Below are 22,158 nucleotides of genomic sequence, written 5' to 3'. Positions count from 1 at the left end.
GGTGCATATTTTTTGTTATTTTCATTTGAATATCCCTCAAAAGCTCTCTACTTGGGGTTGCGCCTATCGTATACTGTTGTGCATGCCTTCTATCAAGTCTCCTATCGCGAAAGTTTCTCTGACCGGCACAATCCTTGCTGTGGTTGCCGCCGGTTCCTTTGGCGTGTACTCCGCAGGAGGCTTCATCGCGCCCGGTGGCACCGCCGCTACCGCTGCTGCGGGCGCCGAGCCTACCCAGTCGGCGCAGGAAAGCCCCAGCGAGTCCCCCTCCCCCGAGCCGACTCCGGAACCGACCACCCCGGTGCAGAAGATGGAACGCACCGCGCAGAACGCCTTCGGCAAGGAGGGTGCGCAGGCAACCGGTGAGATTCAGGCGCCGTTCCCCACCTCCGCTGATGCCGCCGACATGCTGGTTCAGCAGTTCAAGGGTGGCGTGGTCATGTACACCCCCAAGTACGGTCCGGTTGCGGTGGAATCCGGCGTCTACGAGCACTGGTGGAAGCAGCGCGGGTACAGCGACTTTGCCGGTTGGGAGGGTCTGCCGGTGAGCTGGCGATCCAAGAAGGGCGTTCTGTACACCAAGTTTGAGAAGGCTGAACTCTACTGGGATAAGGCGAACGGTCTGCCGCGTAACACCAATGTTCTTGGCGCTAAGGATGCCCTGGTGATTGGTGACTCGCAGGTGACCGCAACCTCCTGGGTTGGTTTGGGTCTGAAGCAGGCAGGTTTCGTCCCGTACCTGTTCCGTTGCGGCGGCATCGGTTTTGTGACTGCCCGCGAGGGTGTGTGCCCCTCCTACTATCAGGGTGTGATGGGTGGCCGTTGGGCTCTGCCGAGCGGTAACCCCGGCGTGATTTACCTGGACGCCTCCGGCAATGACATTTACATTCACGAGGATGAGACGAAGGCGCGCGAGCACGTGAACGCTCACCAGACTCAGGTCATTGAGCAGCTGCGACGTATGTACCCGTCGTCGAAGATTGTGTTCGGTGGTGTGGTGTCTATGGATGAGGCGTCTGCACCGGATAAGCAGGTGGCGCATAAGCGTCACGTGGCAAACGAGGTGGCAAGGCAGGGTGCCCGCGAGACCGGCGTGCTGTTCATGGACACCTCGGGCTGGCAGAGCCTCTACCTGGCTGAGGGTGACATGGCTGATGGCGTGCATCTGAAGGAGAAGGCGCACCATAAGCTGGCGGGCCCCTTTGCGACTCGTCTGCGTGAACTGCTCGGCACCGCGTAAACTAACTGTGTAATCAGCCGAGTACATCAGCTTCGATCAACGCATATAGCATTAGAATGAGGCGCCGGGAGGATTGAATCCTTCCGGCGCCTCATTCGTTTGAGTGGGTTACCCACCGCAGCTCTCAAGTTAGTGTGCGGGTTTTATGCCGCGACGTTTGCCTGGCGTTCCTTCGCCTCGGCCTTCTGGTGTGCGAGCACGCCCTCCGCAAGGCGACGCTTCTGACGCTCACGAGCGGCTTCCTTCTCACGCTGCTCGGCAGCCCAGGCGACCGGGTCAATGTCGATCGACTCGTAGTGCCATTCGCCAATGTAGTCGCGAATCGGGGCGACCCAGGTGACGGGAATGCCGTGGCGCAGGTACACCTCGTGGTCGGTGTCTTCAAAAGCGTGGATAATGCGGTTGCCGTCAGCAATCAGGGACTCAATGATGGAGTCCTTCCATGCGGGGCTGTTGGAGCCGTCGTTGCCGGGCTTAGCGAACACGTGCTTGGGTTCCAGACCTGCGCGGGCGATGAACTGGTTCAATTCCTTCATGTAGGTGCCATCGCGGCCGGTAATTACTACGACCTCTGCGCCGGTGTCTGCCGCGATTTCGCGAACACGGTCGGCAATTTCAACATTGACCGTGGCGTTGCGGATGGCCTTGAAGAATCGGCGGTTGCTTGCGAAGAAACCGGTCAGGTACTTGTCCATCTGATCTCGGTTGCTGGCAAGGGTACCGTCAATGTCGACTGCAATCAGATCCATATAGGTCTCACTTTCGATCCGTACGGGAAGAATGCGCCTGGTGAGGGCGCGGCGGAAGAGTTCCCGTGCGGTGTGGCTGGTAATCGGTGTGTCAAAGACGCCCCGGTGAAAGGGCGTAGTCTTTCTAGAATACCCTATTTCCGTAAAGTAATGCCCTATCGAATGTCATTATTACAACTACCCCGTTGATGTCATACGGCATAGAAAAACCGCTGGTGGCGCAGGCAAAGAGCCCACACCACCAGCGTAAAAAGTATAGAAATGTCTCGAGGAAAGTTAGAGTAGCGAACCGGAACCGCGGCGCACCAGCACCATACCGGCGGGCGCCACAATGCGCAGCCACTCCTCCGAACCTACATGCGCAGCGAACAGCGGCAGATCGCCCGTGAAGCCTTCCGGGATGAAACCGAACACGCGCAGGGCGAATGCCGCGCCAGTCGGTACAAGCACGGTATCGAACTCAGGTAGGTACTCCAGCACCATATCGGAGGACCAAATACGCGAGCGCACCGTGGAAAGCACAGCAGCGCCGGGGTTCTCGGGCAGGGCGCGTTCTACCGCCTCCAGGCCTTCTGCGGTGGCGCGGTGGAACTCTTCAACCGGGACGGTACCAACCTCGTACCAGCCGCTGAGCGGGGCTGACTTGCCAGCCCAGCTGGCGTTGACGGTCACCGGCGGCATGAACAGCACCAGCTGCGGGTTCTCTTCGTTGATCTGTTCTTCTGCCTGCTTCTGCAGACGCGCCAGACGGTCCAGCAGCGACTGCGCCTGAACGGTCATGTCCAGGGTCGAGTCAGCCAGCAGGTGCAGGGCTCGCAGACCCATAATAACCGGGGCGTCCGAGGAGGCGTCCTCCGGCTCCAGGGAGCAGGCGAACACCGCCACCACGCGACCGCGCGCGGTCAGGCGGATAGCCGCATCCGGGTTTACGGCCAGAGCGCGGGAGATGTAGGTGGCAAGATCCTTGACGACTGCGGCACCCTGCGCGCCGCCGGGCAGGATCAGGTAGGGCTCCTCCACGCCTTCGTGGGGGTTGTACTTGAGCTCAATGGGTGCTGCCGCGTTCGATGCGCTGTTCTGGTCGGGAGCGTTCTCCTGCACGGGGGTATTGTCAGGGGTGGTTTCAGACGGCGTAGTCATTTCTGCTCCTTTTCGGCGTAGGCCTGCTCGGTGGCAAGGGGTGGGTGATATCTGCGATGGTGTGTTAGGCAGACGTTCCGGATCGACAATCCGGGTCATCGTTCCTAGTCAATGTTCCGAATCAACCTGTCGTGGTTGTCTCAGAGTATGCTCTCCCACTCTACGCCAGAAACCGGTTCATTGAAAACGTGCGAGAATAAAACCATGACCAAGCCCACTGTGACCCAAAACCTCATGCGGATGCTGGACCTCTCCCCCGTGGAGGCGGCGCCCGCCTCCTTCGGTAGTGATGAAGTGTCTACCGGCGTGACGCTCACCCGCGAGCAGCCGCGTACTTTCGGTGGTCAGGTTCTTGCCCAGTCGATTATTGCCGCCGACCGCACGGTGGAGGGCAAGGACATCCACTCGATTCACGCCTATTTTCTGCGCCCCGGCGATATTGAGCGTGAACTGTTCTTCGCCACTCAGCGCCTGAACGATAGCCGTTCCTTCTCGACCCGCCGAGTGCAGGTGTTCCATGATGAGGCGCCCATGTTCTCGGCGATTATGTCTTTCCAGTCTGATAGCCGCGGCCCGGAGCACACCGCAGTGACCATGCCGGAGGTGCCGGACCCCGAATCGCTGCCGATGGTCAGCGACTACCTGGGCCAGCTCCCCCACCCAATTGCACAGGCGGTCGCGTGGGAACGCCCCATTGATATGCGACACGTGGACGCACCTCTGTACACTCAGGCGGATGCCTCCTCGACACAGCCGCGTGCCTGCGTGTGGTTCAAGACCTTTGACCGCCTGGTGCATGCTGATGGTTCTGAGGCGTCGGAGGCGGAGCACCGCGCCGCTATCGCCTACGCTTCGGATTACCTGCCGCTGGAGCCTGCTCTGCGTCGTCACGGCAAGTTCTGGCTGGAACCGGGCCTCAAGAGCGCCTCGCTGGATCACGCGATGTGGTTCCACCGCCCGGCGCGCGCCGACGAGTGGCTGCTGTACGTGCTGGATTCCCCGAGCGCGCAGGGCGGCAGGATGCTCGCGCAGGGTTCGATTTTCAATCGTTCCGGTGAGCTGGTGGCGACCGTGGCGCAGGAAATGATGTTCCGCCTGCCGGAATATCGATAAAGCAGAGCACCGCTAGGACTACCGGAAGGCGTCAGGCGAACCTGGCAGAGCATACAGAAAGACCGTGTGAGGTGGTTGTCTCACACGGTCTTTCTTATGTTCTAGTGTACGGTCTAGAAGCCGTTTGGAAGCTCTTATTTAGCTTCGCCGTCAATCACACCGTCCGGGGAAATGTGCACGGTGCTCTTGGTGCGGCGGGAAACAAAGAAGTCACCCACGAATACCAGACCGGTCACCAGAAGACCCAGTGCTGCCATCCATACTGCCGCCACGCCGTAGATTATCGGGAACAGCACCACGAGCAAGCCCAGAATAAGGGTACCAATAGCAGAGAGCTGCAGGTGGCGTCCGGCGGCGTAGCTCAGGTATTTCACGCCCTGGGCAGTCATCAGACGAATCAGCGCCCACATAATCATCCACGTACCCACAATGGTCGGGATGAAGGTTGCCTGTGCACCCACCGAGGCAGTCAGCAGAATCAGGCCAGCCACCACGGTCAAGATGCCGTCAACCAGGTCCCAGCCGGTACGTGCCTGCTTTGGCGTGCCGAAGTAACGTACCAGTTCAAACACGCCACCAAGCCACACCGAAATGGAGAACACATAACCCAGAACTACCAGCGGAATAGCGGGATTGGCGAACATGTAGATTGCCGCTGCAATCAGCAACAGACCGGTAACCAAGGACATCCAGTTATATTTTGAAAGCATAATGCTCTTCTCTTCGTAATCACATGTGTCAGTTGTACTTACGCACATACCCATTATAAACCGTAAATATGAAGTCCGCCACGATATATCGGTCGCCACTGAGCGAACTATTTCTACCGACGAATAACCCACCACGTAGCGGAACAACACGTGAGATAGCAGGACTATACCCCTTCCCCAGCAGACACAGCAAAGCCCCGCCTCCTCACGCTTCAACAGCGCAGGAGGCGGGGCTTACTACCGAACCAAACCCTATCGGGTCAGCTTGCGGTGCACCACGCGGTGCGGCTTAGCAGCCTCGGGGCCGAGGCGCTCAATCTTGTTCTTCTCGTAGGACTCGAAGTTACCCTCGAACCAGTACCACTGATCCGGGTTCTCATCGGTGCCCTCCCACGCCAGGATGTGGGTTGCCACGCGGTCCAGGAACCAACGGTCGTGAGAGACGACCACTGCACAGCCGGGGAATTCCAGCAGCGCATTTTCCAGGGATGCGAGGGTCTCAACGTCCAGGTCGTTAGTGGGCTCATCGAGCAGCAGCAGGTTACCGCCCTGCTTGAGGGTCAGCGCCAGGTTCAGACGGTTACGCTCACCACCGGAGAGCACACCCGCCTTCTTCTGCTGGTCCGGGCCCTTGAAGCCGAACGCGGAAACGTACGCACGCGAAGGCATTTCAACGTTGCCAACCTGGATGTAGTCCAGACCGTCAGAGACGACCTCCCAGAGGCTCTTCTCCGGGTCGATGTTCGCGCGGTTCTGGTCAACGTACGAGATCTTCACGGTCTCGCCGACCTTCAGCTCGCCGCCGTCCAGGGGCTCCAGGCCAACGATGGTCTTGAACAGGGTGGACTTACCCACACCGTTAGGACCAATCACACCCACGATGCCGTTACGGGGCAGGGAGAAGGACAGGCCGTTAATCAGGGAGCGACCGTCGAAGCCCTTCTGCAGGTTCTCAGCCTCAATAACGACGTTACCCAGGCGGGGTCCCGGAGGAATCTGAATCTCTTCGAAGTCAAGCTTGCGGGTCTTCTCAGCCTCCGCAGCCATCTCCTCGTAGCGTGCCAGACGAGCCTTCGACTTAGCCTGGCGGCCCTTAGCGTTGGAGCGGACCCAGTCCAGTTCCTCGCTCAGGCGCTTAGCGAGCTTAGCGTCCTTCTTGCCCTGAACTTCGAGGCGGGCGCGCTTCTTCTCCAGGTAGGTGGAGTAGTTGCCCTCGTAGGGGTACAGGTTACCGCGGTCAACCTCGGCGATCCATTCTGCCACGTGGTCGAGGAAGTAACGGTCGTGGGTAATCGCGATGACGGCACCCTCGTAGGACTGCAGGTGCTGCTCCAGCCAGAGCACGGACTCTGCGTCCAGGTGGTTGGTGGGCTCGTCGAGCAGCAGCAGGTCAGGCTTCTGCAGCAGCAGCTTGCACAGTGCCACGCGGCGGCGCTCACCACCGGAGAGGTGGGTGACGGGCATGTCAGCGGGCGGGCAGCGTAGCGCCTCCATTGCCTGCTCCAGCTGGGAGTCGAGGTCCCATGCGTTGGCGGCATCGATAGCTTCCTGCAGCTGACCCATTTCTTCCATGAGGGCGTCGAAGTCAGCGTCGGGCTCAGCCATGAGGGCGGAGATTTCGTTGAAGCGGTCCAGCTTGGACTTGATTTCGCCCACGCCTTCTTCAACGTTGCCCAGAACGGTCTTCTCTTCGTTCAGCGGCGGCTCCTGCATGAGGATACCCACGGTGTAGCCTGCGGTCAGGCGTGCCTCACCGTTGGAGGGCTGGTCGAGGCCAGCCATGATCTTCAGGATGGTCGACTTACCCGCACCGTTCGGGCCAACCATACCGATCTTGGCGCCGGGGAAGAACGACATCGTCACGTCGTTAAGGATGACCTTGTCGCCCACAGTCTTGCGGGCCTTGATCATCTGATAAATAAATTCAGCCATAGTTACCTATTTTAGCGTGGATTCGGCTGAGGGTACGAGAGTTTTAGGTTGCATGCTATGCGAAGTACCACGCGGGTACTAGACTCGAAGCTATGAGCACAAACTCCTCCCCCAAACTTCTGGCGCCCGAAGACCTCGCACATGCCGTTGACTGCCTCGCGCTCGCCATGCCGCTGGCAACGCGCGATCAGCCGTTCGGGCCCGAGCACACGGTGTACCGGGTGGGCGGCAAGATCTTTGCCATGTACACGGAGGGCATCAGCTACCCCATCGTGAACCTCAAAACCGACCCGGAAGAATCCGAGGTGCTGCGGCGTATCTACCCGAGCATCATCCCGGCATGGCACATGAATAAGCGGCACTGGATTTCCGTGGGCGCCGGCGAAGGCATAACCGAGCGGGTACTAGAAGAGCTGGTGGAGGATGCGTACCTGCGCGTCATGTACTCGCTACCCAAGGCGAAGCGACCCATCGAGTTCCGCGAGCGCCCGGTACCCGAAAAGCACTAGACAGAGAAACATGACGAGCATAGAAGGAACGACTTACCAAAGGCAACGTTTAACAGCGGAGCGGGTGAGCACCGGTCCGGACCACCGGCTTGCTCACCCGCTTTGCAAAGCACTTTCCTATCCACGGTTAGGAGGGTCATCAACCACAATGAACGCTCGAACCACCAAGCTCCCATCCCATATATTGCGGGGTTTAGTACCATGCACCACATGTGTGAATACGTGATAGTTGAGTCGGCACCCTTGCCAGACCTCCTATGCAGAGGAGGCGCTGACCTGGGTGCACTGAATATTCCCTTGAGTGACTCAGCTACGTCATGCGATGCAGCTGAGAGGGGATCGCTGTCCCCGCCCGAACTACCGACTCGGGCGAAGCGTGCTCTCGGGAACAATAATAACCTTTTTGCACCCTGGTGTCACTTTTTGATTGAGGTATTCCACCGGTTCCTATTGAGCGTATTTCAGGTGTTTTATAGTGCCGAACCCACATATCCAATCACAGCGAAATACCTGCGGATTTTAAGCCCCGAAAAATCAAGGAGGGGCCGCCCTAAACCCTCCTTATTTTGCCTCCACATGGGCTAATACCCACTTAAAGCAATATACAGAAAAGTTAGTGCGGCCCCTCACTATTTGAGATAAAAATGAGATAAACCCCTACTCAGAGCGATTACCGATGGGGTTTACCTATTAATTCCCCAGAGTGACCGGTTACTCGCCGCGACCCGTTAGTCGCTGAACTCCACCTTCTCGAAGCTCATGGTGCCATCAGCGTGAGAAACAACAGTATTCGGGTCACGCTCACGACGAGCCGCCGCGTACGCATCATGGCTTGCCTCATCAACCCAGCGGGTCACCACGAAATAGTCGCCGCCCTCATCCAGGGGGCGCCACAGCTCAAAACCCTCAAAGCCGGGGAAAGAGTCAGCGATGTGGCGGGCAGCGGCGAAGCGCTTCTCCAGCTCAGCACGGTTGTCGCCAACGACAGCCAAACGGTGAACCTTAACAACGGACATGTGTCCTCCTTCTGTTGAGTACGTGCTTTCAACGATGAAAGCGGGTTATAACCTCGCACCAGCTATAGGTGAGCTATGTTCTTAGCGAGGTTAACCTCAGAATAACGGGTCGCGGGCACAAAAAATAGGGGTTAGCGCCAACTAACAGTTATATGACGCTAACCCCCATTCAGAGAATCACGAGGCACCCACAGGCACCCGTTCGAAGCTTAGGATTCCGGCTGGGTCTGCACGGTATTAGGCTGCACGGTATTAGACTGTGCAGTATCAGGCTGTGCCGCCTGAGCCGCGCTATCAGCCTGCGGCGCGGGGTTCTTCTTCGCCTTCTTCTGAGCCGCCTTCGCCGGGTTCGCAAAATGCACCCCGCGCTCAGCCAAGAAGCGGCGATCCTTCTTATCCCACTGCTCCACCGGGTACGCCTCCAGCAGATCCGGGCGGCGCTCCAGGGTACGCTCAATCTGACGGTCACGACGCCAACGCGCAATCGCACCGTGATTACCCGACAGCAGCACCTCCGGCACCTCACGGTCACGCCACACCGCGGGCTTCGTGTACACCGGATACTCCAGCAGACCACCCGTATGCGATTCCTCCTCCAGGGAGGCGGGGTTACCCATCGCGCCCGGAATCAGGCGGGTGATAGCCTCAATCATCGCCATGACCGCAACCTCGCCACCGTAGAGCACGTAATCGCCCAGGGACACGGGCATCACGCGGAAGCTCTCCTGCGCCCAGTCCAGCACACGCTCGTCAATGCCCTCGTAGCGCGCCGGAGCGAAGACAATATGCTTCTCCTCCGCCAGCTCATACGCCATCGCCTGATCGAAAACGGCACCCGCCGGGGACGGGACAATCAGCAACGGGCGGGTATCAGCGGCGGGCTCAGTGCCCTCAGACTTGGCACCCTCAGTAGAGTCTTCGGAAGCGTTCAGAGGGGAGGCGGCAAGCACCTCATCCAGCGCCAAACCCCACGGCTCCGCCTTCATCACCATGCCAGCACCACCGCCGTACGGGGTGTCATCCACCGTGCGGTGACGGTCAAACGTGTACTCACGCAGATCGTGCAGGTGCAGATCTACCAGACCCTTCTCACGAGCCTTCCCCAGCAGGGACAGCTTCAGCGGCTCCAGGTATTCGGGGAAAATCGTGACCACATCGTAGCGCACGGACTACTCCCCCGCCTGCTCAGTCGCCTGCGCAGAATCCTGCTCAGCGTCCTCGACCAGGTCAATCAAACCCGCCGGAGGGGTCAGCAGCACAAAGCCGGGCTCATCCTCGGTCGGGGGAACCACCTCAGGCACAATCTCCTCAACAAAAGGAATCATGATCTCTTCACCCGCGCCGGAGGCAAGACGCGGCGAACGAGCCAGCTTAATCAGCAGCAAATCCTGAACCGGCATGGTCTGCAGACCGGTCACCTTGCCCAGCGGCTTACCCACAGCCGGATTATCCACGGGGCTCTCACCCTCGGGCACGTCCGCGAGCAGGTACACGGGCAGGTTCACCAGCTCCTGCTCGTAGAAGCCCTCTTCGTCGCCCTCATCCTCGGGAACCTCGTAGACCAGGCGGCTACCGCGCAGCTCCTCAGCCTGGTTGCGGGTAGTCACCTCATCAAAACGGACCACCAGAATCTTCTTGTTCCAGCGGGCACCGGCAACCGTCAGCTCACCGGTGGGCGCCACAGAAGCGGCAGCAGAGCCGGGCTTGAAATTCTCGATACCGAGCACCTCGCCGCGGGCAAAACGCTCCTGCGGGGCATCAGTAAAGAGCTGAACCGTCACCTCACCACGAATACCGTGAGGCTTACCGATACGAGCCACCACAACCTGCATAATTTTCCTCCGCTGGATACAAGCTAAAAACCTACGCCGTGCACGTGCACGGCTCCCACTATTCTACCGGGCACTTAGGACGGGCGCATTCTGCCGCCCGCACTACCACCGGGACTCGGGTACGCGAAAGCCCCCGCCTTCCGGAAAAATTCCGGGAGCGGGGGCTTCAAGCGTTTACGAGCTAGCGTCGCTTTTTGTCGGTGTCGATAATGTCGATACGCATCGGCTCGCCATCAGAAATAGCGTCCATCACCAGACGGATGCTCTTGGCGGTACGACCAGACCTGCCGATAACTCGGCCCAGGTCATCCGGATGCACACGAACCTCAAGGGTTTCACGGTGACGCTGAGTGCGCAGGCGCACCTTCACGTCCTCCGGACGATCGACAATCCCTCGAACCAGGTGTTCGAGTGCGTCAGCCAACATAATTACTCAGCTGCTTCCTCAGCCTCAGCCTCGGGTGCTGCTTCCTCAGCAGCCTCTTCAGCCTTCTCAGCCTTGGGGGTGATAGCCTCGGGCAGGATCACGGAACCCTTTTCGGGAACAACGAACTCAGCCTTAGCCTCGACGGGCAGAACCTTGGACTCTGCCTTCTCGCCCTTGAATGCAGCCCAGTCGCCCGAGAGCTTCAGCAGAGCCAGAACCTGCTCGGTCGGCTGTGCGCCGACGGAGAGCCAGTACTGAGCACGCTCAGAGTTGATCTCGATACGCGAGGGGTGCTCGGTCGGGTGGTAAATACCGATCTCTTCGATGGTCTTACCGTCGCGCTTGACGCGCGAATCAGCGATCACGACGCGGTAACGAGGATCGCGGATCTTACCCATACGCTTGAGACGAATCTTAACAGCCACTTTAGTGGTTACTCCTGTTTCATAATTTGGTGCGAGGCACGCGGTTCAGCACCCGTGGGGCGGGCCATTCACGGCGCCTCTATGGACACAACGGCGCGCGAAGAGAGGGGTCGCGCGTCGCCGGGTACTCAGCTAGGGTATCAGAGCCCAAGATTTTAAGCTAGCGACACGGAAAAATAATTGCCGCAGGCACCGAACATCACTTTTAAACAGCGTTCTGTAACAGCGTTCTGTGCCCAGTGATGCGCCCGGCCGCTAGTCGAGGTTGCTCATCTCCAGAGTCTCCCCCGTCTCCAGGGCGCGGTAGCACTCACGCAGACGCTCCACCATCGACGGACGCACGTAGCCTTCCAGGTTCTCCGGAGCAACCCACTCATAGGTCACCAGCTCAGCATCCTGCAGGGTAATCTTCGTATCCGCCGCAATCACGCCGCCGTCATACATGTAGTAGGTCGAATCGCCCCACACACCCAGCGACAAGCCGTGGAAAATCAGCAACACACGACCCAGCTTCACATCCAGGCCCAGCTCCTCCACAATCTCACGCTCACAACCGGGCTTGGGCGCCTCGCCAGCCTCCACGGTGCCGCCGGGAAGAATCCAGCCGTCCTTATAGTTCGGCTTCACCAGCAGCATCTCGCCGCGCTCATTACGAATCAGCGCGCCCGCCGCCAAACGGCGCGTAGGCAGGGTCGCGATAAAAGCCTTCAGCTCTTCATCGCTCAGATAGGAATCCTTCATGGCTTCTTTCCTTTAGCGGTCGGTTTTCTTCGCAGCGCGCTGCCTGATGCTACGCACTATACCCAGGGCACGCTCATGCAGTCCAGAGGGTGCCTGCTCCGTGGACGGGGCGGCATCCTCCACCGTGCGGTAGTGGCCCTCACGCAAATCATCAATCAGAGTGCGCTTCTTGGTCGAGGGCTGCTCCCCTGCGGTGTCACCCGGATGCACCAACTCAGCATCCGCCACCGGGCGGGCATGCTTCTTCATCTGAGTCTGCTCAAATGAACGCAGAACCGTCGGAATCAGAGCCGACTCAACCGTAGCGTTCAGGGCGAAGAGTGCTGCCGCCACCGAGAACTTACGGCTCGCCTTACCCTGAGCACGGCGGCGGCGCGCCACATTCGCCAAGGTCAGAGCGATAGCGCTCTGAGCCGTCACATCCGCACCCAGGACAAGACCCACACGGCGGGTCTTCGCACGAATCTGCTCCGGGGTCAGGCGCTTGCGGCGCGAACGAGGCGCGGGACTCTGAGCGGAAGAGCCCTGAGCGGAGGTGCTCTGCGGTGCGGGGGCCTGGGGTGCAGGACTCTGATCTGCAGAGCTTGAGGAAGCATCGGGCACGGTCTCAACGCTCGGGGCGGCTTCGTTCTGAGGTGCGAGCGCGGCAGAAGGCTCGGGAGCCTGCTGGCTTACCTTTGCCTCGTGCGATGCCTGCTCCTCGGTAGGCGAAGAGTCAGCCTCGTGCAGGGCGCTGTCAAGAGACAGGTAGCCCTCTTCGGTCTCCACGAAGGAATCCGGCGCAGAACCCTCCGGCGAACCCATGTGCGTGTACTCGTAGGGGATGTGCGCGTTGTTGAGAGCGTCCATCCACTCGGAGAGGGTCACGCGGCGGCCGGTCGCCACCAGGCGGTAGCTACGGTCCAGGGGCGAGGTGTAGCCGCCCGGGTAGGGTTCAATCTCCTCATCGTCAAAAGAAGCATCCTCGGCGGGAGTACTCTCGGAGAAGGTAGCCTCAGCATCAATAGATTCGGTCGCATCGGCGGATTGCGCGAGCTCCTCATCCTCGTTGCCGAACACGCGAGACGTGCTAATCGACGCCACATCAAAACCGGTGGTCGGAACCAGCGCCAGCTCCGTGGGAACATCCAGCAGCTGCAGCACCGACTCCAGCGCCAGGATATTGCTCGTATCGCGCAGGTACGCGTTCAGGCGGCGGCCGGTAATGGAATCAGCCTCCACACCAAACATCGCCATGACATTAGCGATGCCCTGCTCGATTTCTTCCTCATCGGAACCGAAAATCTTCGAACCCGAAAGCTCCGGGGCGCTACCGGGAAGCTCCGACAGCAGATCCTCCAACACGCCGCCAAAACGTGCGACTTCCTCACGGCTGAGGGCACGGTTCAGGCGCTTAGGCACACGCTGCCAGGTGAACTCCTCCACGATATTCTCGTAGGGTTCACCGAACGCCTCCAGGTACCACTCCTCATCCGAGTAGGGTTCGCGGGCGGGCTCCTCATAGACCACCAGGTGCTGCTGGTTCGCGTTACCCTCAGCAATCAGGGCGTTGCAGTTCAGCAGGCCCAGCAGTGCCATCAGATCCACCGGGTCGGCAGAAATGAGGGTCCACTCCCCCGCCGGCGCGGCAACAACCTGCCGGGTACCGGCAGGAAGGTACGCCAAAAGAAGCCCGGTAATCATGTCAATGGGCAGGTCAACGAGCATGGCGGCGTCACCGTCCACCAGGAACTCCAGCTCACCCTGACCACCGGGAAGCTCCTCCCACACGGTCGCCTCACCCTCAAGGGCGGCACCAGTAACCGGCAGCTGATCCACCAGCTGCGCCACGTAATCCTCAACGGGGGTACCCACGTGCAGGTGGCCGTCAGCGACCTCCAGCACGTTCATGTAGCCCTCATCATCCACGGCGCACAGCACGTAGAGCTGCACCTGATGCTCCCCCATCTCGTAGGCAATCAGCTCCGGGGAGGCGGCAGTCGCCTCAATGAGGGCGGCAATCAGCTCCTCATCGGTGGTGGAACGAGCCATGATGCGGCGGCGCTGAATCGTCTCCTCCAGCTCCATGGTCTGCTCGATGCGCTCATTGCGCTGCTTCTCGGCGGTGCGCTCCTCATCCTGGGCGCGCAGGTACTCGGGGCTATCCGACTCACCGCTACCGGCGGGCGCGGGGGCACCGTCCCACATGTCGGTGAGCTTATCGACGGTCCACTCTTCGCTCTCCAGGGCGGCGGCGAGGCGGTCAACCTTCGTGCGGTCGTTCCAGGCGCGCTGCTTATCGGGATCTTCCGCCTTCACCTCATCGTGCATGCTGCGGGCTTCACGAATCAGGTTCAGAATGGTTGCGGCAACGTCGTCGACTGCGGGGTCGTCGCTCTCGCTCGAGTAGACGAGGTCGCCAGCCAGTTCGGCGGAGTGCTCACCGTACTCGAGGGCAATACGCGCCCAGACGGGAGTGTACCCGGGAAGGATGCTCGAATCATCGTCGAAATCGCCCACGAGGTCTTCCGAGAACTCGCATGCAGGCTCCTCTACAAACTCAGCGGCAGATGCGCCGGCAGGGTCCTCTACAGCATCATCAGCGAAGGCGCGCTGAGACCACGGCGTGACCTGCTCATTCAGCTGATCATCCGCGTTCTCTCGATCCCAGTTCTGCTCGTTCTGAGCCATTGATACCTTCCCTTCACACCCATTCATGCACCCAAACCGGGCACCATACCGGTACGGGTGCGCCCGTCACCACGTGCGCACCCGTACCACCCCTTACCGGGCTCATATTTGCTCTTACTGCAGGAACTTCTCGAAGCCCTTCGGCAGGTTCATGCTGGACAGATCCATCTCCTGGTTCTGAGCCTGCTGACCGAATGCAGCACCGGCGCGAGCCTGCTGCGCCTTGGCTGCTGCCGCCTCCTGCGCCGCACGCTTCTGCGGGTTGCCGGAGCGAGCCTTCTTCTTCTTGTTGTTCTTCGCGTTCTTACGAGCGCCACCGGCCGCAGCCGCCATGCCGGGCATCTGCATACCACCGGGCATGCCGGGCATCTTGCCCGAAGCGAGCTTCTTCATCATCTTCTGAGCCTGAGCGAAACGCTCCATCAGCTGGTTCACCTCAGACACAGTCACACCCGCGCCCTTAGCAATACGGGCACGGCGAGAACCGTTAATGATGCGCGGAGCCACACGCTCATGCGGGGTCATGGAGCGAACAATCGCCTCCACGCGGTCAATCTCGCGCTCATCAAACGCTTCAAGCTGCTGACGCATCTGAGCCGCACCGGGCATCATCATGAGCAGCTTCTTCATGGAACCAAGCTTACGAATCTGCTGCATCTGAGCCAGGAAGTCCTCAAAAGTGAAGTCTTCCTGATCGATGAACTTCTTCGCCATGCGGTCGGCTTCAGCCTTATCCCACTGAGCTTCAGCCTGCTCAATCAGAGTCAGGATGTCACCCATATCCAGGATGCGGCTTGCCATACGGTCCGGGTGGAACTGCTCAAAGTCAGTGACGTTCTCACCGGTGGACGCGAACATAATCGGCTTGCCGGTCACCGAAGCCACCGACAGCGCTGCACCACCGCGGGCGTCACCATCAAGCTTAGACAGGACCACACCGGTGAAGTCCACACCCTCGTTGAAGGCGTTAGCGGTGTTCACGGCGTCCTGACCGATCATCGCATCGATGACGAACAGAACTTCGTTCGGTTCAATAGCGTCACGAATGTTACGTGCCTGCTGCATGAGCTCAGCGTCAACACCCAGACGACCCGCGGTATCGACAATCACCACGTCGTGCAGCTTAGCGCGAGCCTCAGCCACACCGTCACGCGCCACCTGCACGGGATCGCCGGTGGGTACGTCAAACTCGCTGGTCACACCGGGGTGCGGCGCGTACACGGGCACGCCCGCACGCTCACCAACAACCTTCAGCTGGGTCACCGCATTGGGGCGCTGCAGGTCGGATGCAATCAGCATCGGGGTGTGGCCCTGGCCCTTCAGCCAGTGAGCCAGCTTGCCCGCCAGGGTGGTCTTACCGGCACCCTGCAGACCCGCCAGCATGATGATGGTCGGGCCGCTCTTCGCCATGTTGATGCGGCGGGTCGAACCGCCGAGGATGCTCACCAGCTCCTCGTTCACAATCTTGACGATCTGCTGGGAGGGGTTCAGCGCCTCGGAAACTTCCGCACCAAGAGCGCGTTCCTTCACGTGGGCGGTAAATTCGCGGACCACGGGGACGGCGACGTCAGCGTCGAGCAGGGCGCGGCGGATTTCGCGGACGGTTGCATCAATGTCTGCCTCGGAGAGGCGGCCCTTGCCGCGCAGGTTCTTAAAAGTTGCCGTCAAGCGGTCGGAGAGAGAATTGAACACGAGCCGTGATCACTTTCTTAACGTTGAGGTGGCCCCCAGCCGCGAAGGCGAACGGGGATGGTTAGTCAGTCTTTAAGGATACAGGATACGCGCTTTCTCCCCCGCCTCCGCCTGTGGATAAGTGGCGCCGGTTCACCCTGAGCTCAGGATTTACGCTCAGGATTTACACTCAACATCCCCTCCCGCACCCCTCAGCAAATGCGCGGCAGGTACCAGACATCCCCGTGTAGAGGCGCAACAGAAACCCTCAGCAAATGTTCCGCACCCCGCCTCAGGTTGCTCAACACGTCAGATAGATTAGATTTTCTAGACAGCCTGGGTTAGAATTCTAAAGGTGTTACGCACAAATGCGTGATACGCCCGAGTGGCGGAATTGGCAGACGCGCCTGACTCAAAATCAGGTTCTTCGGAGTGTGGGTTCGAGTCCCACCTCGGGCACCAACGCAAAAGCGGCGGGAAAGCTTGAAGCTTTCCCGCCGCTTTTCTGTATCCGCTTCTGTACCCCACCCGCACATCGGATGCGGCAACAATAAAGGCACAAGAAAGATAAAGACACAATAAAGCTAAAGACGTAAGAAACCGCCGCCCGGCCGTGAGAGTTCACGACCGGGCGGCGGTTCTATATACCTAGCGTGCAGGCTGAGGATTACCCTCAGCTACACATCGAAAAAGATTGGTGAGCGGCTTAGCGCTTGACCTCGTCCTCCTCGTAAGGACGCAGAGCCTCGCGCTCGCCCTCAGCACCGTGGACGCGGTGTACCTGAACCATGTTGGTGGTACCTGCGCGGCCTGCGGGAGCACCGGCAGCAACGACGACCAGGTCGCCAGCTTCTGCCAGACCGTTCTTCAGCAGGTACTCGTCCACGAAATGGAACAGACCTTCCTGATCGGTGATCATCTCAACCTGCTCAGCGTCAACACCCCACAGCATGGACAGGAAGGAGCGAACCTTCGAGCTGGTGGTGAACGCAACAATCGGGGTCTCGGGACGCAGACGTGCCAGACGACGTGCAGAGTCACCGGACTGGGTGAAAGTAACGATGAGCTTTGCGTCCAGCTGGTCAGCGATGTTCACTGCTGCGCGGGTGATTGCGCCACCGCGGGTGCGGGGCTTGCGGTCCAGCTCGGGCACGCGGTACAGGCCGCCCTTTTCGGTATCCTGAACGATTGCAGCCATAGCCTGCAGGGTCAGGATCGGGTACTTACCGACCGAGGTCTCACCGGAGAGCATCACAGCGTCTGCACCGTCGAGGATTGCGTTAGCGCAGTCAGAAACCTCTGCACGGGTGGGGACGGGGTTGTCGGTCATGGACTCGAGCACCTGGGTTGCCACGATGACGGGCTTTGCCCAGCGGCGTGCCATGTCGATAGCCTTCTTCTGGACGAGGGGAACCTCGGAGAAGGGCAGCTCAACACCGAGGTCACCACGAGCGACCATGATGCCGTCGAACTTGTCGATGATGTCCTGCAGGTTCTCAACTGCCTGGGGCTTCTCGATCTTGGCGATGACGGGTACGCGGATACCCTCTTCTTCCATGATCTTGTGGACGGGGTCAACGTCTGCACCGGTACGGACGAAGGAGAGTGCAATGATGTCTGCACCCATCTTCAGTGCGAAGCGCAGGTCGTTTGCGTCCTTCTCGGTCAGCGCGGGCAGGGAGACTGCTGCGCCGGGCAGGTTGATGCCCTTGTTGTTGGAGATGGGGCCACCGACGACCACGCGGGTGCGAACACGGGTGGGGGTTACCTCAATAGCTTCGAGGCGGATCTTACCGTCGTCGAGCAGGAGCTTGTCGCCGAGCTTTACGTCGCCGGGCAGACCCTTGTAGGTGGTGCCACAGATTTCTGCGGTACCTTCAACGTCTTCGGAAGTGATGGTGAAGTCTGCGCCGGGCTCAAGGTATTCCTTGCCGTTTGCGAAACGCTCAAGGCGAATCTTGGGGCCCTGCAGGTCGGCGAGGATAGCAACGTCCTTACCGAGCTTTGCAGACTCTTCACGGATGGTGTCATAGCGTGCCTGGTGCTCGGCGTGGTCACCGTGGCTCATGTTCAGACGGGCGACGTTCAGGCCAGCCTTGATTGCCTCGGAGATCTTCTCGGGGGACTCGATTGCCGGACCGATGGTTGCAACGATTTTTGCGCGCCTCATGTACCTAACCTTTGTGTGTTGTTTTGTGTGACCCCTCAGGGGTCACACTGATTTTCCGGGGAAGACTAACGTCAAATTCCCAATTATTCCCACGTGTTCTAACAAGTAACCACATGCCGGATGCGTGGGACTCTTTCTCAATTATAGGGGTTTTGCGCCCTCTTGGGTATGTTTCTCCCAACTCTTTCCACCGAAGAAATTGTGTTTCACGTCGCATTTTAAATATCGCCCCTTCCCCATCGAGTACACCACAGAAAGCCGGTTTTCACCCCCACCACCCCCGCCTCGCCCGGAAAGTAAATTAGGGTACTTTTTACCCATAGATAGCCAGCACTGCACAATATTTAGTCGCACTCGAGAACGTTCGAGCATATTTCAAAAACATAGAGACACTCAGAGTGGGCTATGAGAAGATAGATAGGGCATCCAAGAGCTAGGCGATTTCACATTTTCGCGCGCCTAGCCTATATTGGAACCCATAATTAGTATTTGAAATGCGAAATATATCTGGAAGGTTCACAGATGACTACTCGCGTGCTGATTATCTTCGGCTCCACCTACGGCTACACCGAACAGTACGCCACCTGGCTGGCAGAAGATCTGCGTGCGCTCCCGCAGGCTCCCGAAGTTGAGACTGTCCCCGCCTCCAAGGTCACCCCCGAGCAGGCAGAGGCATTCGATGCTTTCGTCATTGCCGGCAGCGACTACGGTGGATTCCTCAACGGCGCACCGGCACTTCGCAAGAAGATTCTGCCGATTATTGCGCCCAAGAAGAACCGCACCGCCTTCTTCACCGTCTCCTTCACCGGTGAGTACTCGAAGAAGCTGCTGGACAAGGCCGTCGCCAAGAGCTACACCCCCGAGCTGACCGAAGGTCGCCCCGTCTACCACCTGCGTGGCGGTATCGACTTTGACAAGATTTCGCTGGCTCACAAGACTGCTCTGAAGGGCCCGGTCCGCGCATGGCTCATGGCCAACCCGAACCCCAACGAGGGCATCAAGCAGATGCTCGAATGCTACAAGACCGGCAAGGCTGAGTACATCGACCGCGAGACCCTCAAGCCGCTGGTCGAGGACATCGCCAAGTTCCTCTAAGCCCTCGAAATTTTAAAAAATTCGAGGAAAAATAAACTTTCGCCTCTTCCCTCCCGATCTTTCAGCCGGACACCAGAACCTGAAAGAGCGGGCGGGAAGAGCCGAGAAAAACGTGCCAACAGGCACCATATACGTGGTCGATGACTCTTCATCTCTCCTGCATCGACCATGAAACTCCGGGTACCGGTGCGAGGCCGCGCCAAATACAGTACCCGGAACATGAGGGGTGGGTCTTTGTGTGTGCGGCCCACCCCTTTCCTTATGCCCAAAAGCCGACTCAAAAGTCGCAAGAGGCACCGCCCGGCGCATCAGCACCCGACTGCATCCCGGCAACGTAGCTCTAGATGCTGCGGCCCACCCTGAACAACGAACCGACACAGCAACACCCCAATACAGCAGTCCACAGAGTGAAATTCGCAACGCCCCGGCGTGTCGCGTGCCTAAAATTTTGTCCCAAAAACTTGAGCCAATAAATGCACCAACAAGCCACAAAGTAAAACAGGCACCCCAAAGATTCTAGGTTACTGTGCACTCTGCGAAAGATATGCCGCCAGAATGACACCCCAAATCATTGCGCACATCGGTGCAGGTACCGTACGCTGTTAGCTGTGTCAGCCGCTTGACATACCCGGCAGCCGACACACACATCACTTCAACTACCCCACATATTCACTCGTGTCAGAAGCCCCCACACAGGGCCACATCGACACATCCACCTCTCAAACACAGGCAAAATCTATGAAGAAACTCCAGACTGCCGCACGCTCCGCGGCAGCCCGCTCCATCATGGCGTCCGCAGGTGCACTCTCCCTCGTCGCCGCATCCCTCACCTCCGTTCCCGCAGCCTTCGCCGCCCCCAGCGCGAGCGCAGCCACAGAGGTCAACCCCAACGCATCCTACGAGGAGCTCACCTACGCCCCCGCCCCGGATGCATCCCTGGTCGAACGCTCCAACCCCGCCATGGGTGCGGGCGAGCGCGAACGCCTGGGCACCGCCAACGCGCGAACCGGCGCCACCTCCCCCGCTTCCACCGCGACCCTGAGCGGTATTTCCGCGACCCAGAGCTCCGCGCAGGGTCTGGGAGCTGGTCGAGCTCCGGCAGCCGGTCAGGCACTGGCACCCGGTCAAGCGCTGGCACAGGGCCGCTCCGCATGGACCCCCTCCGGCGGCACCCTCGGCATGGATGTCTCTTCGCACCAGCAGAACGTGGACTGGGCGAGCGCCTACGCCGCAGGTTCCCGCTTCGCCTACGTGAAGGCAACCGAGGGCGGCTACTACGCCAACCCCTACTTCGGTCAGCAGTACAACGGTTCGGCACAGGTCGGCATGGTGCGCGGCGCCTACCACTTCGCAAACCCCCGCACCTCCTCGGGTGCCGATCAGGCACGCTACTTCGTGCAGAATGGTGGCGCGTGGACTGCCGACGGCAAGACCCTGCCCGGCCTGCTGGACATCGAGTTCAACCCCTACCCCGCCTACGGCAACACCTGCTACAACATGACCCCGGCGCAGCTGACCGCCTGGACCCGCGACTTCGTGGACACCTACCGTTCGCTGACTGGTCGCGACCCGATGGTGTACACCGCAACCTCCTGGTGGTCGCAGTGCGTGGGTTCGCAGCAGTTCGGCACCCTGCCGCTGCACCTGGCGAGCTACTCCACCGTGGTCGGCGCTATCCCTGCAGGTTGGAGCGGCTACGACATTTGGCAGTTCACCGATTCGGGCCCGTTCGTGGGTGACTCGAACTTCTTCCCCGGCACCGTGAACGATCTGAAGGTTCTGGCGAAGAACCCGAAGGCTGTGCACCGCAACTGGTCGAACGGCCAGGACCGCGCTGTGGAAGACCGTGCGGCAGAAGATCGCACCGCTCAGGATTCTAACGTGGTGACCACCGCGACCGGCTCCATTGATATTCGCACCGGCATCGGCAGCTACTGGAATGAAAACCGCTCCTTCTACGGCAACCCGATCGGTACCGAGTACACCCTGACCAACGGCGTGTACGCGCAGAAGTTCACCAACGGTAAGACTATCTACTGGACGAACTCCCACGGCTCGCACTGGCTAGTCACCAACGGCGGCCTGGATCAGAAGTTCCGCTCTGATATTGCACGATTCCGCGGTCTAACCACCAACGAAGAAACCCGCTCCGACACCATCGCGGTCTCCTTCGCCAACGGTGAGGGTGGCTACTGGTCCAACGCATACGGAACCCACATCCTCAACGAGCGCGGCGCCATCTATGCAACCTGGCGCAAGGCAGGCATGAAGGGCGCGCCCACCACTGATGAGCAGAATCTGGGCAACGGCATCATCAAGCAGGAATTCACCGGCAGCACCACCTACGTGTGGTCCGCACAGACCGGCACCCACCGCCTGCACACCGGCGGCGCGTTCTACCACCGTTTCCTGCACACCGGCGGCACCTGGGGTGCACCGGTGACCGACGAAACCGCCACTTCCACGGGTGCTCAGGTGCGATTCGCCTCCGGCAAGGTGCTGCTCTGGTCGGATGCATACGGTGCGTACGAGACCAACGGTAACGGCGCAATCTTCAAGCACTGGGAGAAGAATACCGCTCGCTACGGTGCAGCACGCGGCGACGAGTCCTACACGAACGGCGTGTACTACATGGACTTTGAGCGCGGCACGATCCGCTGGACCGCGCAGCGTGGACTCTACTAAACAGCGCGGCAGCTGCTAAACACTGCAACGCGC

At 59.7% G+C, this 22,158-nt stretch carries 18 protein-coding genes and 1 tRNA gene; 6 read left to right on the top strand and 13 right to left on the bottom strand.

What is annotated here, in order from left to right; translation table 11 throughout:
• Window positions 1-82: 82 nt before the first annotated feature.
• Window positions 83-1,240 (top strand): SGNH/GDSL hydrolase family protein, encoded by a 1,158-nt coding sequence (locus HMPREF2928_RS05655; RefSeq protein ID WP_070687628.1) that lies wholly within the window; start codon window positions 83-85, stop codon window positions 1,238-1,240.
• A 143-nt stretch (window positions 1,241-1,383) separates the two neighbouring features.
• Here HMPREF2928_RS05655 and HMPREF2928_RS05650 read toward each other — a convergent pair whose 3' ends face one another.
• Both HMPREF2928_RS05650 and HMPREF2928_RS05645 read right to left on the bottom strand, forming a co-directional pair.
• Window positions 1,384-1,989 (bottom strand): HAD family hydrolase, encoded by a 606-nt coding sequence (locus HMPREF2928_RS05650; protein ID WP_070687626.1) that lies wholly within the window; start codon window positions 1,987-1,989, stop codon window positions 1,384-1,386.
• 276 nt (window positions 1,990-2,265) lie between these two features.
• Window positions 2,266-3,129 carry a DUF8185 domain-containing protein gene (locus HMPREF2928_RS05645; RefSeq protein ID WP_070687625.1) on the bottom strand — a complete coding sequence of 288 codons (864 nt, stop codon included), beginning with the start codon at window positions 3,127-3,129 and terminating at the stop codon, window positions 2,266-2,268.
• A gap of 204 nt (window positions 3,130-3,333) precedes the next feature.
• On the opposite strand from HMPREF2928_RS05645, the gene HMPREF2928_RS05640 reads away from it, so the two are divergent.
• Window positions 3,334-4,242 (top strand): acyl-CoA thioesterase, encoded by a 909-nt coding sequence (locus HMPREF2928_RS05640; RefSeq protein ID WP_070687623.1) that lies wholly within the window; start codon window positions 3,334-3,336, stop codon window positions 4,240-4,242.
• Window positions 4,243-4,376: 134 nt separating this feature from the next.
• Here HMPREF2928_RS05640 and HMPREF2928_RS05635 read toward each other — a convergent pair whose 3' ends face one another.
• Complete coding sequence (locus tag HMPREF2928_RS05635) at window positions 4,377-4,952, bottom strand: HdeD family acid-resistance protein (RefSeq protein WP_135007788.1); 576 nt, start codon at window positions 4,950-4,952, stop codon at window positions 4,377-4,379.
• 252 nt (window positions 4,953-5,204) lie between these two features.
• Entirely contained in the window at window positions 5,205-6,884 is a 1,680-nt protein-coding gene (gene ettA, locus HMPREF2928_RS05630) for an energy-dependent translational throttle protein EttA (protein ID WP_070599850.1), read from the bottom strand.
• A gap of 92 nt (window positions 6,885-6,976) precedes the next feature.
• Between ettA and HMPREF2928_RS05625 the strand changes: the two genes are divergently transcribed.
• Window positions 6,977-7,393, top strand: a complete 417-nt coding sequence (locus tag HMPREF2928_RS05625) for an MmcQ/YjbR family DNA-binding protein (RefSeq protein ID WP_070687621.1) — start codon at window positions 6,977-6,979, stop codon at window positions 7,391-7,393.
• Between the two features lie 728 nt (window positions 7,394-8,121).
• Here HMPREF2928_RS05625 and HMPREF2928_RS05620 read toward each other — a convergent pair.
• The 8 genes from HMPREF2928_RS05620 to ffh all read right to left on the bottom strand — a co-directional run bounded on the left by HMPREF2928_RS05620 (window position 8,122) and on the right by ffh (window position 16,196).
• Complete coding sequence (locus HMPREF2928_RS05620; RefSeq protein ID WP_049327787.1) at window positions 8,122-8,409, bottom strand: antibiotic biosynthesis monooxygenase family protein; 288 nt, start codon at window positions 8,407-8,409, stop codon at window positions 8,122-8,124.
• Between the two features lie 209 nt (window positions 8,410-8,618).
• A complete protein-coding gene (trmD, locus tag HMPREF2928_RS05615; RefSeq protein WP_070687620.1) occupies window positions 8,619-9,575 on the bottom strand; it encodes a tRNA (guanosine(37)-N1)-methyltransferase TrmD in 957 nt (318 codons plus the stop codon).
• Between the two features lie 3 nt (window positions 9,576-9,578).
• Window positions 9,579-10,241 (bottom strand): ribosome maturation factor RimM, encoded by a 663-nt coding sequence (rimM, locus tag HMPREF2928_RS05610; protein WP_005508123.1) that lies wholly within the window; start codon window positions 10,239-10,241, stop codon window positions 9,579-9,581.
• Between the two features lie 181 nt (window positions 10,242-10,422).
• Window positions 10,423-10,668, bottom strand: coding sequence for an RNA-binding protein (locus HMPREF2928_RS05605; RefSeq protein ID WP_005505691.1), 246 nt, complete (start codon window positions 10,666-10,668; stop codon window positions 10,423-10,425).
• 2 nt (window positions 10,669-10,670) lie between these two features.
• Entirely contained in the window at window positions 10,671-11,093 is a 423-nt protein-coding gene (gene rpsP, locus HMPREF2928_RS05600) for a 30S ribosomal protein S16 (protein WP_005505689.1), read from the bottom strand.
• A 255-nt stretch (window positions 11,094-11,348) separates the two neighbouring features.
• Window positions 11,349-11,834: an NUDIX domain-containing protein gene (locus HMPREF2928_RS05595; protein ID WP_012903358.1), complete on the bottom strand. Its 486-nt coding sequence runs from the start codon at window positions 11,832-11,834 to the stop codon at window positions 11,349-11,351.
• 12 nt (window positions 11,835-11,846) lie between these two features.
• On the bottom strand, window positions 11,847-14,504 hold the full coding sequence (locus tag HMPREF2928_RS05590; RefSeq protein WP_070687617.1) for a hypothetical protein: 2,658 nt from the start codon (window positions 14,502-14,504) through the stop codon (window positions 11,847-11,849).
• 114 nt (window positions 14,505-14,618) lie between these two features.
• The gene (gene ffh / locus HMPREF2928_RS05585) at window positions 14,619-16,196 is read right to left on the bottom strand and encodes a signal recognition particle protein (protein ID WP_049360643.1); all 1,578 of its coding nucleotides are present in this window, start codon (window positions 16,194-16,196) and stop codon (window positions 14,619-14,621) included.
• 358 nt (window positions 16,197-16,554) lie between these two features.
• On the opposite strand from ffh, the gene HMPREF2928_RS05580 reads away from it, so the two are divergent.
• Window positions 16,555-16,637: transfer RNA gene (locus HMPREF2928_RS05580), tRNA-Leu, on the top strand.
• 244 nt (window positions 16,638-16,881) lie between these two features.
• Here the strand turns inward: HMPREF2928_RS05580 and pyk are convergent.
• Window positions 16,882-18,345, bottom strand: a complete 1,464-nt coding sequence (gene pyk / locus HMPREF2928_RS05575; RefSeq protein WP_070615941.1) for a pyruvate kinase — start codon at window positions 18,343-18,345, stop codon at window positions 16,882-16,884.
• Window positions 18,346-18,867: 522 nt separating this feature from the next.
• Between pyk and HMPREF2928_RS05570 the strand changes: the two genes are divergently transcribed.
• The gene (locus tag HMPREF2928_RS05570; RefSeq protein ID WP_044150346.1) at window positions 18,868-19,440 is read left to right on the top strand and encodes a flavodoxin domain-containing protein; all 573 of its coding nucleotides are present in this window, start codon (window positions 18,868-18,870) and stop codon (window positions 19,438-19,440) included.
• Between the two features lie 738 nt (window positions 19,441-20,178).
• Window positions 20,179-22,125 (top strand): GH25 family lysozyme, encoded by a 1,947-nt coding sequence (locus tag HMPREF2928_RS05565; RefSeq protein ID WP_070687616.1) that lies wholly within the window; start codon window positions 20,179-20,181, stop codon window positions 22,123-22,125.
• Window positions 22,126-22,158 lie beyond the last annotated feature (33 nt).

This window comes from Rothia sp. HMSC072B04, from assembly GCF_001813725.1.
GTDB classification, from domain to species: Bacteria; Actinomycetota; Actinomycetes; order Actinomycetales; family Micrococcaceae; genus Rothia; species Rothia mucilaginosa.
Note: the sequence above shows the minus strand (reverse complement) of the source record. Positions and strands in the feature narration are given on the sequence as shown.

Bases quoted from the DNA above. Each gene is read 5' to 3' on its own strand.
- HMPREF2928_RS05595 (WP_012903358.1), bottom strand. From the start codon at position 11,834: ATGAAGGATTCCTATCTGAGCGATGAAGAGCTGAAGGCTTTTATCGCG.
- HMPREF2928_RS05605 (WP_005505691.1), bottom strand. From the start codon at position 10,668: ATGTTGGCTGACGCACTCGAACACCTGGTTCGAGGGATTGTCGATCGT.
- ettA (WP_070599850.1), bottom strand. From the start codon at position 6,884: ATGGCTGAATTTATTTATCAGATGATCAAGGCCCGCAAGACTGTGGGC.
- pyk (WP_070615941.1), bottom strand. From the start codon at position 18,345: ATGAGGCGCGCAAAAATCGTTGCAACCATCGGTCCGGCAATCGAGTCC.
- rimM (WP_005508123.1), bottom strand. From the start codon at position 10,241: ATGCAGGTTGTGGTGGCTCGTATCGGTAAGCCTCACGGTATTCGTGGT.
- HMPREF2928_RS05625 (WP_070687621.1), top strand. From the start codon at position 6,977: ATGAGCACAAACTCCTCCCCCAAACTTCTGGCGCCCGAAGACCTCGCA.
- HMPREF2928_RS05640 (WP_070687623.1), top strand. From the start codon at position 3,334: ATGACCAAGCCCACTGTGACCCAAAACCTCATGCGGATGCTGGACCTC.
- HMPREF2928_RS05655 (WP_070687628.1), top strand. From the start codon at position 83: ATGCCTTCTATCAAGTCTCCTATCGCGAAAGTTTCTCTGACCGGCACA.
- HMPREF2928_RS05635 (WP_135007788.1), bottom strand. From the start codon at position 4,952: ATGCTTTCAAAATATAACTGGATGTCCTTGGTTACCGGTCTGTTGCTG.
- HMPREF2928_RS05590 (WP_070687617.1), bottom strand. From the start codon at position 14,504: ATGGCTCAGAACGAGCAGAACTGGGATCGAGAGAACGCGGATGATCAG.
- HMPREF2928_RS05650 (WP_070687626.1), bottom strand. From the start codon at position 1,989: ATGGATCTGATTGCAGTCGACATTGACGGTACCCTTGCCAGCAACCGA.
- HMPREF2928_RS05565 (WP_070687616.1), top strand. From the start codon at position 20,179: ATGAAGAAACTCCAGACTGCCGCACGCTCCGCGGCAGCCCGCTCCATC.
- HMPREF2928_RS05570 (WP_044150346.1), top strand. From the start codon at position 18,868: ATGACTACTCGCGTGCTGATTATCTTCGGCTCCACCTACGGCTACACC.
- HMPREF2928_RS05645 (WP_070687625.1), bottom strand. From the start codon at position 3,129: ATGACTACGCCGTCTGAAACCACCCCTGACAATACCCCCGTGCAGGAG.
- HMPREF2928_RS05620 (WP_049327787.1), bottom strand. From the start codon at position 8,409: ATGTCCGTTGTTAAGGTTCACCGTTTGGCTGTCGTTGGCGACAACCGT.